At 57.6% G+C, this 15,665-nt stretch carries 20 protein-coding genes; 6 read left to right on the top strand and 14 right to left on the bottom strand.

Annotated elements, in window-relative coordinates; genetic code table 11:
* Nucleotides 1-9: 9 nt before the first annotated feature.
* The 10 genes from dagF to pmbA form a co-directional block, all read right to left on the bottom strand.
* Nucleotides 10-747, bottom strand: a complete 738-nt coding sequence (gene dagF, locus AC6I8P_RS02360) for a 2-dehydro-3-deoxy-phosphogluconate aldolase (RefSeq protein WP_159378459.1) — start codon at nucleotides 745-747, stop codon at nucleotides 10-12.
* A complete protein-coding gene (locus AC6I8P_RS02355; protein WP_498030937.1) occupies nucleotides 744-1,865 on the bottom strand; it encodes a DgaE family pyridoxal phosphate-dependent ammonia lyase in 1,122 nt (373 codons plus the stop codon). Before AC6I8P_RS02355 ends, dagF begins: the two co-directional genes overlap by 4 nt.
* Complete coding sequence (locus tag AC6I8P_RS02350; RefSeq protein WP_021509723.1) at nucleotides 1,849-2,982, bottom strand: amidohydrolase/deacetylase family metallohydrolase; 1,134 nt, start codon at nucleotides 2,980-2,982, stop codon at nucleotides 1,849-1,851. The genes AC6I8P_RS02355 and AC6I8P_RS02350 overlap by 17 nt, the downstream gene beginning before the upstream one ends.
* Nucleotides 2,983-3,074: 92 nt before the next feature.
* Nucleotides 3,075-3,722: a DUF4310 family protein gene (locus AC6I8P_RS02345; protein ID WP_021509724.1), complete on the bottom strand. Its 648-nt coding sequence runs from the start codon at nucleotides 3,720-3,722 to the stop codon at nucleotides 3,075-3,077.
* 12 nt (nucleotides 3,723-3,734) lie between these two features.
* On the bottom strand, nucleotides 3,735-4,511 hold the full coding sequence (locus AC6I8P_RS02340) for a DUF4311 domain-containing protein (protein ID WP_021509725.1): 777 nt from the start codon (nucleotides 4,509-4,511) through the stop codon (nucleotides 3,735-3,737).
* 25 nt (nucleotides 4,512-4,536) lie between these two features.
* Nucleotides 4,537-4,833: a DUF4312 family protein gene (locus AC6I8P_RS02335; protein WP_021509726.1), complete on the bottom strand. Its 297-nt coding sequence runs from the start codon at nucleotides 4,831-4,833 to the stop codon at nucleotides 4,537-4,539.
* Nucleotides 4,834-4,835: 2 nt separating this feature from the next.
* Nucleotides 4,836-5,192 (bottom strand): SFCGS family glycine-rich protein, encoded by a 357-nt coding sequence (locus tag AC6I8P_RS02330; protein WP_021509727.1) that lies wholly within the window; start codon nucleotides 5,190-5,192, stop codon nucleotides 4,836-4,838.
* A gap of 19 nt (nucleotides 5,193-5,211) precedes the next feature.
* Nucleotides 5,212-5,550, bottom strand: coding sequence for a glycine dehydrogenase (locus AC6I8P_RS02325; protein ID WP_010617110.1), 339 nt, complete (start codon nucleotides 5,548-5,550; stop codon nucleotides 5,212-5,214).
* A gap of 263 nt (nucleotides 5,551-5,813) precedes the next feature.
* Complete coding sequence (gene cybC / locus AC6I8P_RS02320; RefSeq protein WP_021509728.1) at nucleotides 5,814-6,200, bottom strand: cytochrome b562; 387 nt, start codon at nucleotides 6,198-6,200, stop codon at nucleotides 5,814-5,816.
* Between the two features lie 72 nt (nucleotides 6,201-6,272).
* Nucleotides 6,273-7,613: a metalloprotease PmbA gene (gene pmbA / locus AC6I8P_RS02315; protein WP_058771332.1), complete on the bottom strand. Its 1,341-nt coding sequence runs from the start codon at nucleotides 7,611-7,613 to the stop codon at nucleotides 6,273-6,275.
* A gap of 115 nt (nucleotides 7,614-7,728) precedes the next feature.
* On the opposite strand from pmbA, the gene yjgA reads away from it, so the two are divergent.
* Nucleotides 7,729-8,271 (top strand): ribosome biogenesis factor YjgA, encoded by a 543-nt coding sequence (gene yjgA / locus AC6I8P_RS02310; protein ID WP_058759857.1) that lies wholly within the window; start codon nucleotides 7,729-7,731, stop codon nucleotides 8,269-8,271.
* Between the two features lie 213 nt (nucleotides 8,272-8,484).
* On the opposite strand, the gene mpl is transcribed toward yjgA, so the two are convergent.
* Nucleotides 8,485-9,840 carry a UDP-N-acetylmuramate:L-alanyl-gamma-D-glutamyl-meso-diaminopimelate ligase gene (gene mpl, locus AC6I8P_RS02305; RefSeq protein ID WP_481657271.1) on the bottom strand — a complete coding sequence of 452 codons (1,356 nt, stop codon included), beginning with the start codon at nucleotides 9,838-9,840 and terminating at the stop codon, nucleotides 8,485-8,487.
* Nucleotides 9,841-10,008: 168 nt separating this feature from the next.
* Between mpl and fbp the strand changes: the two genes are divergently transcribed.
* A complete protein-coding gene (gene fbp / locus AC6I8P_RS02300; protein WP_021509731.1) occupies nucleotides 10,009-11,016 on the top strand; it encodes a class 1 fructose-bisphosphatase in 1,008 nt (335 codons plus the stop codon).
* A 178-nt stretch (nucleotides 11,017-11,194) separates the two neighbouring features.
* Here fbp and AC6I8P_RS02295 read toward each other — a convergent pair whose 3' ends face one another.
* Nucleotides 11,195-11,458, bottom strand: a complete 264-nt coding sequence (locus AC6I8P_RS02295; protein WP_021509732.1) for a helix-turn-helix domain-containing protein — start codon at nucleotides 11,456-11,458, stop codon at nucleotides 11,195-11,197.
* Between the two features lie 91 nt (nucleotides 11,459-11,549).
* On the opposite strand from AC6I8P_RS02295, the gene AC6I8P_RS02290 reads away from it, so the two are divergent.
* Nucleotides 11,550-11,840, top strand: a complete 291-nt coding sequence (locus AC6I8P_RS02290) for a helix-turn-helix domain-containing protein (protein WP_021509733.1) — start codon at nucleotides 11,550-11,552, stop codon at nucleotides 11,838-11,840.
* A gap of 97 nt (nucleotides 11,841-11,937) precedes the next feature.
* Here the strand turns inward: AC6I8P_RS02290 and AC6I8P_RS02285 are convergent, their stop codons facing one another.
* Nucleotides 11,938-13,497, bottom strand: coding sequence for a methyl-accepting chemotaxis protein (locus AC6I8P_RS02285; RefSeq protein WP_498031149.1), 1,560 nt, complete (start codon nucleotides 13,495-13,497; stop codon nucleotides 11,938-11,940).
* A 172-nt stretch (nucleotides 13,498-13,669) separates the two neighbouring features.
* On the opposite strand from AC6I8P_RS02285, the gene AC6I8P_RS02280 reads away from it, so the two are divergent.
* The 3 genes from AC6I8P_RS02280 (at nucleotide 13,670) to ppa (ending at nucleotide 15,231) form a co-directional block, all read left to right on the top strand.
* Nucleotides 13,670-14,083 (top strand): lysozyme inhibitor LprI family protein, encoded by a 414-nt coding sequence (locus AC6I8P_RS02280; RefSeq protein WP_338670694.1) that lies wholly within the window; start codon nucleotides 13,670-13,672, stop codon nucleotides 14,081-14,083.
* Between the two features lie 67 nt (nucleotides 14,084-14,150).
* Nucleotides 14,151-14,600, top strand: a complete 450-nt coding sequence (locus tag AC6I8P_RS02275) for a DUF441 domain-containing protein (protein WP_021509736.1) — start codon at nucleotides 14,151-14,153, stop codon at nucleotides 14,598-14,600.
* A gap of 100 nt (nucleotides 14,601-14,700) precedes the next feature.
* Nucleotides 14,701-15,231 (top strand): inorganic diphosphatase, encoded by a 531-nt coding sequence (gene ppa, locus AC6I8P_RS02270; protein WP_021509737.1) that lies wholly within the window; start codon nucleotides 14,701-14,703, stop codon nucleotides 15,229-15,231.
* 80 nt (nucleotides 15,232-15,311) lie between these two features.
* Here ppa and AC6I8P_RS02265 read toward each other — a convergent pair whose 3' ends face one another.
* A complete protein-coding gene (locus tag AC6I8P_RS02265; protein ID WP_031280151.1) occupies nucleotides 15,312-15,665 on the bottom strand; it encodes a gamma-glutamylcyclotransferase family protein in 354 nt (117 codons plus the stop codon).

Raw genomic sequence — 15,665 nt, 5'->3', positions numbered from 1 at the left:
ACTCATTTGTTACAGCAGTTTCTTGCACGTTGCCAGAAGCTGACGCACATCGTCAATGCGCGTGTCGCCGCTGGCGCTATCAATAATTGAGCTGTAAACGTGCGGGATGACTTTACTGACCCCGGCCTCCAGAGCAATCCGCACAATCTCTTCGAAATTACTGAGATCGATACCGCCGGTCGGCTCCAGCCAGAAATCATGGCGCGCACAGGCGTCCGCCACCGCGCGATACTCCTCCACCGCGTTCAGGCCGCCCATCGGGAAATACTTTACCGAACTGCCGCCCATATCCTGCAGCATGGCGATCGCTGTGGCGATCGGCACAATGCCGTCCGCCGCCTGCGAACTGCGCGGACCGGTGGAGATTTTCACCTTGCCCGGCGTGCCGGTTGGTGAAACCAGACCGTTCACGATGGTGTGTGGCTGTCCGAGCAGCGCGCGGCTGGTGGCCACGCCGGTAAAGACCTGATTAACGTGCTGCGGCTGCAGTTCTGCCGAGATTTCACTGACCATCGCCGACTGATTCGGGTCGCCCGCGCCCAGCCCGACCGACAGCGCATTATCAATCAGCGCCGCATACTCGCGCATATCGGCAATCGCGGCCTCATTCGAGGCATAGTTCTTCGACAAAACGCCGACCAGCACATGCCCTTCTGCCGCCTGCCAGATCGCCTGCGCATTCTGCTTTGAACCGGCCAGCACGTTGAGGCACAGACGGCCCTGATAGAAATTGGGGTTGAGATTCATGCGCGTTTTCCTCCGCTGAGCAGCGCCTGGATGCGGCTAAAGATGATGTGCAGCTGTTCCGCGCTGACGCTGCGCACATCCGCTTCGATAATGCCTTCGTTGGCTTTATAGCCGCGGAAATAGATGGCGATGTCGCCGTTTTTCAGCGCCTGCACCAGCTCGCCGGTTGGCCAGCCCGTCACCGCTTCATCAAATTTGATCTCAGCGCGGGCGATATCACGACCGGCCGCATCCCACACCACGCGCGCGCTGACGCCGTTCAGCGTGTTGAGGTTATCGATAAAGGGCGTCATCTTCGCCACCATGTCGGCACCGCTGGTTTTGCTCTGCAGCAGATAGTTTTCAATCGCCTGAGTCAGACCGAGAATGCCCTCTTTGCCAACTTTCATCGCGCGGCCAATGCCGTTGCTCTGGCGTTTCACCCACTCGACGTACTGGCTGCGGCCAATCACCAGGCCGCTGGTTGGCCCTTCAATCGCTTTGGCACCGCTGTAGATCACCAGGTCGGCCCCCATCTGGTAATAGCACTGCAAATCCTCTTCGGCCGCCGCATCGACAATCAGCGGAATACCGTGTTTGCGCGCGACTACTGCCGCCTGTTCGACGCTGAGATGGCTTTTCTGCACACAGTGATGCGACTTGACGTACAGCAGCGCCGCGGTGGTCGGCGTGATGGCCGCCGCCAGCTGTTCTGGCGAGCACTCGTTGCTGTAGCCGGCCTCAATCAGGCGTCCGCCGCCCAGCGCCACCATGCTGCCCACCGGCGCGCCGTAGTTCACGTTATGGCCTTTCGGCACCACAATGTCGTGCGGCACGCTGAGCGGCGCGGCGTGCAGGTTATCCAGCAGCCAGTCGTTATCTTTAACGATCACCGCCGCTACGCACTGGGCAATACCGGCCGAGGCGCAGGACACCACCACCGCGTTTTCGACTTCCAGCAGGCGCGCGATGTAGGCACCGGTTTTGTTGACCAGATCTTTGATCTCAAAGTAGTGATTGAGGCCGTAGCTGACGGTATCCACCACGTTGGCGGACGGCGTCGACACGCCAAGAATGGTCATACGGCCGGAGGCGTTGATCACCTGTTTCAGGTCATATTTCTCATAAATCGAAGACATGATGCGCTTTCCCTTCCTCAGTCAGATGCCACTGGCCCGCGATCACCACGGCCAGCGGCAGCAAATGTTGCTCACCCGTGACCCGTTCGCCTTCAGCATCGACGAACGGGCGGGCTTCCTCTTTGACGGTAAAAATGGTCAGATCGGCGTCATAACCGGCGGTCAGATGCCCTTTACCGGCCAGACGCAGACCCGCTGCGGCATTAACGGTGACGCAGGCGATCACCTGCGGCAGCGTCATGCCGATGGAGAAAAATTTCGACATCACGTGCGCCAGGCTGTGCACCGGGCCGTTGATGCGGTTGCGACAATAGATATCGGAGCTGATGGTGTCCGGCAGAATGCCCTGGGCAATCGCCTCGCGCGCCACCGCAAAACTGAAGCTGGCGCTGCCGTGGCCGATATCCAGCTTCACGCCGCGCGCGATCGCCTGCTTAACCGCCGCTTTCAGCTCGCCCTGCGGTGACAGAATGCGGTTCGGCTTGCCGTTGAAGCAGTGAGTGATGATGTCGCCGGAAGTGAGCAGCGCGGCTATCTCCTCCAGCACCGGCGGGTTGTTACCGATGTGCACCATCAGCGGCAGATTGCCCGCCGCCTGCTGAATGGCTTTGGCGCGCACCAGCGGCTGAATGCCGTTGTCGCCGACCACGCTGCTGCTCATGCGTGCCTTCAGGCCGACGATAAAGTCCGGGCGACGCTGTACCGCCTGCACCACCGCTTCGCCATCAATCTGCGCCATGTCGGCCAGCTCGTTCTGCGTGACGATGCCGGTGCGCGAGATGTTGATCAGCGCGCGCACTTCGGTCTTCGCGCTGCGCGTCAGCTGATAAAAGTCGTCGATGTGATCGGCACCGGTGCTGCCCGCATCCACCACGGTGGTGACGCCCTGCGCCACGCCAATCGCGTCGGCTTCGTCGTGGTAAATCGGTGATTTGGGATAGCAGTGTACGTGGCTGTCAATCCAGCCGGCGCTGACGTAGTAGCGGCCGCCGAGATCGCGCTCCTGTTGCGCTGCGCCGTCCACCTTACCGACCGCCGCGATTTTGCCGGCGCGAATCGCGATATCCACCAGCTGTTCATCACACAGACGCGCGCGGCGCAGAATCAGATCAAACATAAAACCCCCATTTACAGAGCGCACATGCCGTAGCGGCGCAATTTATTGCGCGATAAATCGCGCCGCTACGGGATTGTGCAGCCATTTCGCGCTTACAGCGAAACCGGGAAGATAGCGCCGAGCACCATGGCACCGAGAATTGCGCCGCCGGTAATCGGCTTGTTCCACAGGTAAAACAGCAGTGCACCGACCAGCGAACCGAGGCCGATCGGAATCGACGCCGCCATAGCGGACAGAATAATCAGTGGACCAAGGAAGCGACCGGAGGCATTCCCGGCGCCCATCATTACGTCCGCGCCGTAGGTGGAATCGCTCTGGTTGATGGTGAATTTGCGTGCAAGGATAATCACGTAGCCAATCGCCACGCCAATCACCAGCCCGGTTGCCAGCGAGGCGGCAAAGTTCGCCACCGGAAACACGATACCGGCTCCCAGCAGCAGCGCTGGCACACCGAGGCCGACGCCGGTCTGAATCGCGCCGCCGATATCCAGAATCCCTACCAGCGAGCCTTCAATGATGCGCGCAAACAAGAAGCTGGCACCAAACGCCGCCACCGCACCGTACACGCCGGTCTCCATGCCGGAGCGCAGCATCGAAACGAATGCCACTTCGTTAAAAGCACCGATGCCGTACAGGTAGTACATGTGCGTCCCGGCGAATACGCCGGAGGAGAGCAGGCCGACAAACAGCGGAAAAGACCAGTCGGCGTACCAGAACCCTTTGTTTTCGTTCTCGTTCATACTGAAGGCTCCTTATTTGCCACTCAGGCTGTTGTGGATCATGTCGAGCCAGCCAGGGATGCCGAGCTGGAAGGATTGCAGCAGTTTCACATCGAAGCCACGGAAGAAGCCGCTCAGCACAAACAGCAGGACAATCGCAGCCATCATCACTTTGGTGACTTTGTTCCAGCCGCTCTCTTCCACGCCTTTACCGATCAGAATGCCCAGCACCAGACCCGGCACGGCGTTACCCATGATCAACTGCGCCAGACCACCAAAAATGGTTGCCCAGAAGCCCGATTTCTTACCGGCATCTATCGCCGCCAGCCAGAAGATCACCGGCATCACCGTGTTCACCAGCAGATTCGCCGCCGGCACCAGCACTTTTACCGCGGTCACCTGCAGCGCAGCCGGTACGGCAGAAGCGGTACTGTTCAGGAAGGCCACCACGATCATGCCGATGATGCCGCAGGCAATCGCCATGCGCTTCGGGTTATGCAGCGTTTCCGCGACGTTGCGGTTCTTTACCATCAGTGCGGCCGCGCCCCAGTTCGGCAGAATGCGGTGATCCACATCCTGCGTGAAGGAGCCCGCGGCAACGGAGGATGCCCAGGCGTTAAAGAAGAAGCCGAGACCAAAGGAGAAGTGCGAAGCCGGATCGCCCTCGCAGGAGTTGAGCTCGCCCAGCGTACGGAAGGCACCCATCCCCTGCGTGACGGGCGCGTGGAACATGCGCGCCGCGCCCGCTCCAACGCCCACGCCGACTAATCCACCGATGATCAACGACTTAAACAAAATGATTAAAAACATATTGTTACCCTTGTTGTCGTTATTCTTACGTTGCTGTGAAGGTCACGCTCTCGGTGTCGATCACAGTGACGCTGACAGTAATTTCCAGCTCCACGCTGTAATTCCGCCGTTCACGCGCGAGGAAGAAGAACAGAAATTTCTCCTTCCGCACGCTCTCCTGCGCGCGCAGCACCCGCACATCGAGCGGTTCAATGCGCAACAGAATTTTCTGGCTGGTGCGCAGCACCTGCTGCTGCACCTTGCTGAGCGCATCGGCGAAGGCTTTTGCTTTGCTGTCGCCTTTGCCCTGCACCGTGACCTGCGTCTCATACTGTTGTTTCATGCTTAGCTGCCGTGTTTTTTATTCCAGGCCTGCACCAGACGCTCACCCAGCTCTTCTTTATCCATGAAGCCAAAACCGAGCACGGTGGCACCTTCGTTGATGGCGGTTACCCCTTCGTCAACCGAACGCATGCCGTGTTTGGCTTTGTAGCCGTACTTGTTCTGCGCGGTGATGGCACCGGCACCGCCGCTGCCGCAGAAGGAGATGCCGAAATCAGCGTTTTCCGCCTTCATCACATCGCCCAGTTTCATATCCGCCGCCACGCCCGGCACCACTACTGCCCGGCCGCCGGCTTTTTCCACGCCAGCTGCCACTTTCTGTCCTTTACCCAGACGATCGCCAATCACTACCGTTACCATATTCCGTTCCTCTCTCAATTCATGCTTCGTTCGATTTCGCCACTTCGATATGCACCGACAGCAGCCAGGCTTCTTCGACAGGCAAATTGCCAAACAGATCCACCACCTGCTGCGCCAGCGCCATGGTCTCAGGCGAGATGTCCTCAAACAGTTCGGCTTCGACGTCCGGCAGCGCCTCTCCGGTGAGAGAGCGAGCCGCCATGGCGCGGACATGTGAGGCCAGCATTTGCTGTTGCACCGCATTGGCTGCAATGTGGTGCGCGGCATACAGCGCCGCGATTTGATTCATCACCTTATCCGCCAGCGCCTGGATTGCCTCCGGCGTGCTCGGTTTCAGCGGGACAGCATCACTCCTCACCTTGTTACTCCTGTTTACAGCGGACAATGTCAGATAATTCGCGTTGAGAAGAAATTACGCTGTCTGCCTGGGAGTGTGGAGACGCAACATTTCCACCTCAAAGTGGAAATCCCACGGGCGACTGTGCGCCAGATCGCACGATGCACGAACTATGCGAGTTCGCTCACGAAATGCATGAAATGAGGTAAAAAGCGGGATAAAAACGGTGGAATGACGCGAGGCCGCGGCAGGAATAAGGCCAGCCTGCAGGCTGGCCCGGTTTATCAGCGGAATTTCTTATGGTTGGCGTTACGGATGTCTTCCAGTTTCTTCGCTTCGGTTTTCGCCTCGTCCAGCTTGTTAGCCTGCGCCAGCTGGTCGACAACGTCGATCTGGGCAATCAGTGAGTCCAGACCGGCGTGGTAATCCTTGATCTGTGCGCTGTCAGCGCCCTGACCTTCGAGTTTTTCCGGCGTGGATTTTTTTGCATCCTGCGCAGCGGCACGCATCTTGCCCAGTGCAGCGTGCATTTCCTGGGCGTCAGAGGTTTTCTTAACGACACTCAGCCCGTCTTTCAGGGTATCCATATCCTGCTCCAGGTCAGCCGCGAACAGGCTGGCTGAAGAGAACAGCAACGACAAAGACAACATAGCAATCACATGCTTACGCATAACGTTTTCCTTTAATTATTATCAGGCGAAAAAAAAGCAGCCGCTGTGGGCTGCTTTCATCAAGCGATGTCTTTATTGTCCGGCGATTTTCATCTCCGGCAGCAGCACCGATCCGCATTGTATATTGCTGCGCGTTTCAATGTCGTTACCGACCGTTACCATATTGAGCCACATATCTTTGAGGTTGCCCGCAATTGTGATCTCGCTCACAGGGTATTGAATTTCACCGTTTTCAACCCAGAAGCCAGCCGCACCGCGTGAGTAGTCGCCGGTCATGGCGCTGACGCTGGAACCCATCATCTCGGTAACGATCAAACCGCGCCCCATCTGCTTCACCAGATCGTCAAAGCTGTGGCCCTGACCGGCGATGCGCCAGTTATGAATGCCGCCCGCGTGGCCGGTGCTTTGCAGGCCAAGCTTACGCGCCGAATAGCTGGTCAGCAGCCAGTTCTGCAGCACGCCATCTTTCACGATTTCGCGCGCTTCGGTGCGTACGCCTTCGCTGTCGAACGGCGTCGAGGCCAGCCCTTTCAGCAGGTGCGGCTTCTCTTCAATCGTCAGCCACGACGGCAGAATCTGCTGGCCCAGCGCGTCGAGCAGGAAGGTGGATTTGCGGTAAACGCTGCTGCCGCTGATCATGCCCACCAGATGGCCGAACAGGCCAGTGGCCACTTCCGGCGCAAACAGCACCGGCGCTTTCATGGTCGGCAGCTTACGTGGCGAAAGACGTGACAGCACGCGGCGCGCGCACTCCGCGCCCACCCAGTCGGCGCTTTGCAGATCGCCCATCGCGCGGCCGATGGTGTAGGCGTAGTCGCGCTCCATGTCACCGTTGTGCTCGGCAATGACGCAGCTCGACAGCGAATGCCGGCTCGAGCAGTAGCTCTGCAGCATGCCGTGGCTGTTACCAAAGACTTTGATGCCGACGTGGCTGTTAAAGCTGCCACCTTCAGTATTGGTGATGCGCTTATCAGCCTGCAGCGCGGCCTGCTCGGCCTGCGCGGCCAGCTCAATGGCGCGATCGGCGTCGATCTCCCACGGGTGATAGAGATCGAGATCCGGCGCCTCGAACGCCAGCAGATCGCGCTCGGCCGGCGCAGCACAGGGATCGGGCGAGGTGTAGCGCGCGATATCGATCGCCGCCTGCACGGTGCGTTTAATCGCGTCCGGGCTGAGATCGGTCGAGGAAGCACTGCCTTTGCGGTTTTGGTGATAGACGGTGATGCCAAGCGCGCCATCGCTGTTGAATTCGACGTTTTCCACTTCGCCGTAGCGGGTACTGACACCGATTCCGGTGGTTTTGGTGACCGCCACTTCTGCTCCGTCGGTGCTGGCTTGCGCCAGTTCCAGCGCCTGCGCGACAGCCTGTTCCAACACTTTACGTTGTTCTGCAACCTGAGTAGATACGTTCATCGACCTGCCGTCTAATCTTAAGTATGAATTTATTGAGTCTATCAGACTCAGAGAACAATTTCGCAGTCGCCCGATAAACTGGTAGGATTAGCCTCTTTTTTTAGGGAGCCAACAGATGACGAAGCAGCCCGAAGACTGGCTCGACGATGTGCCGGATAATCAGGAAGAAGAAGACGAAGAGATTATCTGGGTCAGTAAAAGTGAAATTAAACGCGACGCCGAGGAGCTGAAACGCCTGGGCGCCGAGTTAGTGGATTTAGGGAAAAACTCCCTGGATAAGATCCCGCTTGATGAACAGCTGCGTGACGCCATTGAACTGGCGCAGCGCATTAAGAAGGAAGGCCGCCGCCGCCAGCTGCAGCTGATTGGTAAAATGCTGCGTCAGCGCGACGAAGAGCCAATCCGCCTGGCGCTGGATAAGCTGAAGAACCGCCACAACCAGCAGGTTGCGCTGTTCCATAAGCTGGAGCAGCTGCGCGATCGGCTGATTGAACAGGGTGATGACGCGGTGGCGGAAGTGCTGAATCTCTATCCGCACGCTGACCGTCAGCAGCTGCGCAGTATGATCCGCAACGCGCAGAAAGAGAAAGCCGCCAGTAAGCCGCCAAAAGCCGCCCGCCAGATTTTCCAGTACCTGCGCGAGCTGGCTGAAGCGTAAGTCCGCTGCGGACGGCTGCCCTGCCCTCACCCTAACCCTCTCCCGCAAGCGGGAGAGGGGATATAAAGTACAGTGCCGGGTTAGAAGCAGAGTGCTGAGGTAGCTGAGGACGAGCGCTGGATGTGACGTCCGCACCGGGCGACCCCTTCTCCCGCTTGCGGGAGAAGGCTGGGATGAGGGCAGATCGCCTCTCGGCCCTAAACCGGCCACGCATTACTTACCTAACCGCTCCAGCAGTTTCTGATGAATCCCGCCAAAGCCGCCGTTGCTCATCACCAGAATCGAATCACCCGGCTGCGCCGCTTTAGCCACCATCTCCACCAGCGTATCAATGTCCGCGCTCCAGTGCGCCGGCTGAATGCAGGCGTCCGCAACGTCCGCAACCTGCCACGGAATGTGGTGCGGCTGGAACAGGAACACCTCATCGGCACGCCCTAACGAAGGGGCCAGTTCGTTCTTGCTCACACCCATCTTCATGGTATTAGAGCGCGGCTCAAGCACCGCCAGAATGCGTGCGGTGCCGCCGACTTTACTGCGCAGCGCCGCCAGCGTAGCGAGAATAGCCGTTGGGTGATGGGCAAAATCGTCATACACCTTAATCGCGTTCACTTCGCCGCGTAGCTCGAGGCGACGACGCGCGTTAATGAAGCTGTTCAGCGCCTCACCGGCATCGCACGGCTTCACGCCAACATGACGTGCGGCGGCAATCGCCATCAGGCCGTTGTGCATATTGTGTTCGCCGACCAGCGCCCAGTTCACTTCCGCCACTTTCTCACCGTCGAGCCAGGCTTCCCAGCGCGAGGCATCCGGCACCAGCTTCTTCGCCTGCCAGCGGCCGTTGTCGCCCACGCTCTCCTGCTCGCTCCAGCAGCCCATCGCCATCACCTGCTTAATGTTGTGATCGTGTTCCGGCAGCAGGATCTTGCCCTGACCCGGCACGATGCGCACCAGATGGTGGAACTGCTTCTGGATCGCCCGCAGATCGTCGAAGATGTCGGCATGATCGAACTCAAGATTGTTGAGGATCAGGGTGCGCGGGCAGTAATGTACAAACTTGGAACGCTTGTCGAAAAACGCGCAGTCGTACTCATCCGCCTCAATGACGAAGAATGGACTTTTTCCTAATTTTGCCGATACGTCGAAGTTACCCGGCACCCCACCAATAATAAAGCCCGGTTCCAGGCCGCAGGCCTCGAGAATCCACGCTGCCATGCCGGCTGTGGTGGTTTTGCCATGGGTACCGGCCACCGCCATCACCCAGCGATCGCGCAGCACGAAATCGTGCAGCCATTGCGGTCCGGAGAGGTAAGGAATGTTGCGTTCCAGCACCGCTTCCACGCACGGGTTGCCGCGCGTCATGGCGTTGCCGATGATCACCAGGTCCGGTGCCGGATCCAGCTGCGAGGCGTCGTAACCTTCAGTTAATTCAATGCCTTGCTGTTGCAGCAGCGTGCTCATCGGCGGATAGACATTGGCATCTGAACCGGTCACTTCGTGTCCGAGCGAGCGGGCCAGCATCGCCAGTCCGCCCATAAAAGTGCCACAAATCCCAAGGATGTGAATGCGCATAAAAAGATCCATTACTCAAAAGTTCGGCGCACAGTGTAACGCCGAGTCCGGAGGGAAGAAACGGATTAGGACTATGGTTTTTGAAGTTCAATCGGCTAAACTGCGTACGCATACGTTGGTAGCTTGTTACAGCTGCTGCCACTCCATCGTAGATTCAGGGAATGTGTTATGAAAACGTTAGGCGAATTCATCGTCGAGAAGCAACACGACTTTCCTCACGCCACAGGTGAACTGACGGCGCTGATTTCCTCCATCAAGCTGGGCGCAAAAATCATCCACCGCGACATCAACAAAGCGGGTCTGGTGGATATTCTTGGTGCCAGCGGCGTAGAGAACGTGCAGGGTGAGCAGCAGATGAAGCTGGATCTGTTCGCTAACGAAAAGCTGAAAGCGGCACTGAAGGCGCGCGGTGTGGTCGCGGGGATTGCTTCCGAAGAAGAAGATGAGTTTGTCATCTTTGAAGGTTCGGAGAACGGTAAGTACGTAGTATTGATGGACCCGCTGGATGGTTCCTCGAACATCGACGTTAACGTTTCCGTCGGCACCATTTTCTCGATTTATCATCGTATTAGTGAGCCAGGCACGCCAATCACTGAAGCCGATTTCATGCAACCGGGCCACAAGCAGGTTGCCGCAGGTTACGTGGTGTACGGTTCCTCAACCATGATGGTGTACACCACCGGCGTGGGCGTTCATGCCTTCACTTACGATCCGTCGCTCGGCGTGTTCTGCCTGAGCCACGAACGCATGACCTTCCCGGAAAAAGGCTACACCTACTCGATCAACGAAGGGAACTACATCCGCTTCCCGCAGGGCGTGAAAAAGTACCTGAAGTTCTGCCAGGAAGAAGATGTTTCAACGAAGCGCCCTTACACCTCGCGATACATCGGTTCGCTGGTGGCGGATTTCCACCGTAACCTGCTGAAAGGCGGCATTTATCTCTATCCCAGCACCGCCAGCCACCCGAAAGGCAAGCTGCGCCTGCTGTATGAGTGCAACCCGATGGCCTTCCTCGCCGAACAGGCGGGCGGTAAAGCCAGCGACGGTAAAAACCGTATCCTTGATATTCAGCCGGAAACGCTGCACCAGCGCTGCCCGTTCTTCTGCGGTAATGATGCGATGGTCGACGACGTTGAACGCTTTATGCGTGAGTTCCCGGACGAACATCAGGCGTAAGTAAGCGGGCAGTTAAAATGCCTGCGTGTGTGATGCCTGTCAGTAAATGATTTTCGGTCGCCATTAATGGCGACCCTACAGGTCGATGGCACGGTTTATGTTGGGTGCGCATGAATGCGCACCGGCATACAGAAATTAATTGCCACTTAATCGGCATTACGCCGGCGCCCAGGCTTAATTATTTTTTATTTCTGATTCTTGCCTGACGATTAATTAATTCACCATTCTCCGCATAATAACGACTCGGCCAGATCTCAGCCGGCGAAATACCAATTGCTTCGGCAATAATTAATTCCCCTTTCGGCCACGGACGCGCCAGCGCGTTGGCTAACGTGGTGGAACATAATCCCGCCTGTCGGGATAACGCCGCCATTGAGGTTCCCTTTTTACGCAGCGCCGCAATGATATCGGCCGGATGCCAGTCTGACTTCGCATTATTCACGCAACTCTCCTTAGTTCGCTTATCCATTCCCGTAACGATACTACGTTACTCGTAGTATCTGACAAGCGCTAAATCTACGATTCTCGTAGTCATGAAACCGACCTCCTCGCTGCAAGACACTTTTTGTCGACGCCTGAAACAAGCGCGTCTGGCGAAAGGTTTGTCGCAGAAAGGATTGGGTATTGCCGCAGGGATTGAAGAGTTTTCTGCCAGCGCGCGTATTAATCGCTATGAACTGGGCGTGCATAAACCGGACTTATTAACGCTGCAATTACTGGCGCAGGTGCTGGAAGTGCCGGCAGCCTATTTTCTGGCGGAAGATGATCGGCTGGCCGCCATGATTCTGGCATTTCCCGCCGGTCTGAACAGCGGTGCGCCATAAGGCGCACCGCGTAAATTACCGCTTTACCTTCTCCCGCGTCGCCATCCATCAGGGCGAACACAGGCAACGTTACCGGTCATCCCTGACCACATCATAACTATGCCGCCTGCACGCGGAACTGTGCCATGGATGCCTGCAACTGCTGCGACTGCGCTTCGAGCGACTGCGTAGCGGCGCTGGCCTGCTCCACCAGCGCCGCGTTTTGCTGTGCGGCTTCATCCATCTGCGTCACCGCCTGGTTAACCTGTTCAATACCGCGGCTCTGCTCTTCCGAGGCGATGGAGATCTCCTTCATCAGCGCGGTGACCCGCATCACTTCACTGGAGATCTCATCCATGGTTTTGCCGGCGCGCGTGGCCATGTCACTGCCCTCTTTGACCCGCGTCTGTGATTCGCTGATCAACTCACGAATCTCTTTGGCGGCGCTGGCGCTGCGCCCGGCCAGGGTGCGCACTTCGTTGGCAACCACGGCAAAACCGCGCCCCTGCTCACCGGCACGCGCCGCTTCCACCGAGGCGTTGAGCGCCAGGATGTTGGTCTGGAACGCAATGCCGTCGATCACGCTGAGAATATCGGCGATCCGATCGGAGCTGTGGGTGATCTCACGCATCTTCTCCATCACGTAGCACACCACTTCTGCGCCGCGATCGGCGGTATCGGACACGCTACTGGCCAGCTGGTTGGCCTGCTGCGCGTTGCTGGCGTTAAGCCGGACGGTAGCCGTGAGCTGCTCCATGCTGGCGGCAGTCTGCTCCAGCGAGGCCGCCGACTCTTCCGTGCGCTGCGACAGATGCACCGTGCCCGCGGACAGCTCGCGGCTGCCGACGTCAATCTGCAGGCTGGCTTCACGCACCTGGCTGACCGAGTTGCGCAGCGCCAGCTGCATTCCCGTCAGCGCCTGGTTCAGGCGGCCGATTTCGTTATTGGCCGCTGCCGGCAGCGGCTGCGACAGATCGCCGTCTGCAATCTGCTCCAGATGCTGGATCGCCCCGTCCAGCGGATGCAGTAGCGCGCGGCGCAGCAGCAGCCAGGCCAGCGCAATCAGCAACAGGGTCAGCGCGACGGCGACGCCAATCATGATCTTCATCTGCAGTTCATTGTGCGCCGCTGCCGCCAGACGTGCGGCAGAGACTTCGTCGGCATACAGGCTGAAGTCGTTCACTGCCTTCGAATAGTTAGCCGCCAGCTGCGACAGGTTGCCTTCCAGCACCTGGTAATACTCATCGGTATACTGCTTTTGCAGCGCATCCATCATGGGTGCCATGGCACCTTTCTGATACGCGTTGAACGCGGCCGCGACCGCATCGGCGAGGCTTTTGCCCTGCGCGGTGACGGTACCGGCATCAATAAACGCGGTCAGATGGCGTTGCGAGCTGGCGACATCTGCCTGCGCTTGTTTAGTAACTGTGGCGCCCTCATCCAGCAGGCCGATTTCGATTTTGCGCACCGCCAGCGCGGCGCTGGCGCGGGCACGCATCAGATCGGCGTTGCTCTGATACAGGCTGTTGAGTTCAATGCCCTGAATACGGTTGATGGCGTCAAGTGACTGGTTGCCGGAATTGATGGCGTAGATGCCCATAGCGCTCACTGCCAGCAGCAGCAGCGTCATAAAGGCCAGAAGAGAGAGTAAAGCCGTGCGTATAGATAGCTGTGTGATCATGATAATTCCCGTGCGCTTTAAAAAAGGGAGAATCCAGTAGCCCTAAAACGGAGAGATTATCGGCAGTGACCGGGGGAAACTTTATCCTTCATTGATGGTCAACCTGATTACGATCATCTACGCTTCAGATTTCCTGAAGTTCGTAGCGCTAAAAGCAAGGAATGTAACGATGAAAAAATGGCTTCCGCTCGCCTGTCTGTTCGCGTCCAGCGTGGCAATGGCACAGCAAAACCCTATCGATCAGCAGCTCAATCAATGCCTGAATAAAGAGTCCAGCACCGCCGGCATGTCGCAGTGCTACAGCTCGGCCAATAAGGCGTGGGACAAAGAGATGAATGCGCAATATAGCCAGCTGATGAAGAAATTAACCGGTGAGCCCAAAGACAAACTGCGCAATGCGCAGCGCGCCTGGCTGGCCTTCCGTGATAGCTGGACCGATGCCAGCCGCAGCTATTTCCTCAGCAGTCAGGGCTCCATGGCGGCGCTGTCAGTGGGCGCGCAGGGCGTCAGTCTGGTGCGCAACCAGGCACTGATGCTGCAATCAATCAACAAAGGCAGTTGCGCCAATCCTGATGATTGTTGATAAATGGGGGCGTTAAACACGCTTAGCGCTGGCCACGGTCAGCGCGCCCATTATTCACGGAGAAACCATGGCTGCCTACGCCTCGACCCTCATACTTATCTGCCTCGCCATCCTGAGCTACTTCGTCCACAACAGCGCCGTCACCATTTCGATTCTCATCCTGCTGGTGATTAAGCTCACGCCGCTGGCACAGTTCTTTCCCTACGTCGAAAAGCAGGGCATCCAGATTGGTATCATTATTCTCACCGTGGCCGTCATGGCACCGCTGGCAAGCGGCACGCTGCCAGCCTCGTCGCTGCTGAAATCCTTTGCTAACTGGCAATCCATTGTGGCGATTATCGTTGGTGTGTTTGTTGCCTGGCTCGGCGGTCGCGGCGTCAGTTTAATGAGCGTGCAGCCGTCGGTGATTGGCGGGTTGCTGATTGGCACGGTGATTGGTGTGGCGTTCTTTCGTGGCGTGCCGGTCGGGCCGCTAATCGCCGCAGGGATTGTGTCGCTGTTTGTCACCACGAAGTAGCCTGCTGGACCATTCCGAAACGCCAAAAAGGGGGCATACTTTCAGAGTCAGTTGGCTATAATAGCCGTCACTCAACTTACGACTAATGAAGGAAAGCCAGATGAGTTTGAACCAGGTGCCTGCAGGTAAAGATCTGCCAGAAGATATCTATGTCGTCATCGAGATCCCGGCCAACGCCGATCCGATCAAATATGAAGTGGACAAAGAGTCTGGCGCCCTGTTTGTAGACCGTTTCATGTCTACCGCCATGTTCTATCCGTGCAACTACGGTTACATCAACCACACGCTGTCTCTGGATGGTGACCCGGTTGACGTACTGGTGCCAACCCCGTATCCGCTGCAGCCAGGTTCAGTGATCCGCTGCCGTCCGGTGGGCGTGCTGAAGATGACCGACGAATCAGGTGAAGATGCCAAACTGGTAGCGGTTCCGCACACCAAGCTGAGCAAAGAGTACGATCACATTAAAGATGTGAACGACCTGCCAGAACTGCTGAAAGCGCAGATCACCCACTTCTTCGAGCACTACAAAGATCTGGAAAAAGGCAAATGGGTGAAGGTTGACGGCTGGGACAACGCGGAAGCGGCTAAAGCTGAAATCATCTCCTCTTTCGAGCGCGCACAGAAGAAGTAAGTTTTCTGTCAGCGCTGCCGCATCGCTATGTATGGCGATCGGCAGATAAAAAAACACCGCCCACTGGGCGGTGTTTTTATTTACGCTTCTGCGGCGTCATCGCGCCGTAACCAGTCGCCACTCGCGATGCGGGTGCGACCGGCAATCGAACGCTGATACACGTACAGCCAGGCGCTGCCGTAGGGCGTCTGGATCAGCTGGCGCTTATACTCGCCGTTCTTGCTGCGCAAGGCATCCAGTTCGCCGAGGGTGCTGGCGTCGATGCGATACACTTCGCAGTACACCGTGCCGTCCCCCTCAACCACGCCCGGATAGTGACCGAGATTGTAGAGCGCAAACCCTTCAATCTGATGGTCGCCGAGCCATTGCGCATTGGTCATCCAATGACTATTTCCCTGTTTGCGCCGTAAACTGCCGTAGACAATTATTCGCAT

The sequence above is a fragment of the gamma proteobacterium symbiont of Lampromicra miyakona genome, from assembly GCF_059730895.1.
This window is presented reverse-complemented; position numbering and strand designations above follow the sequence as displayed.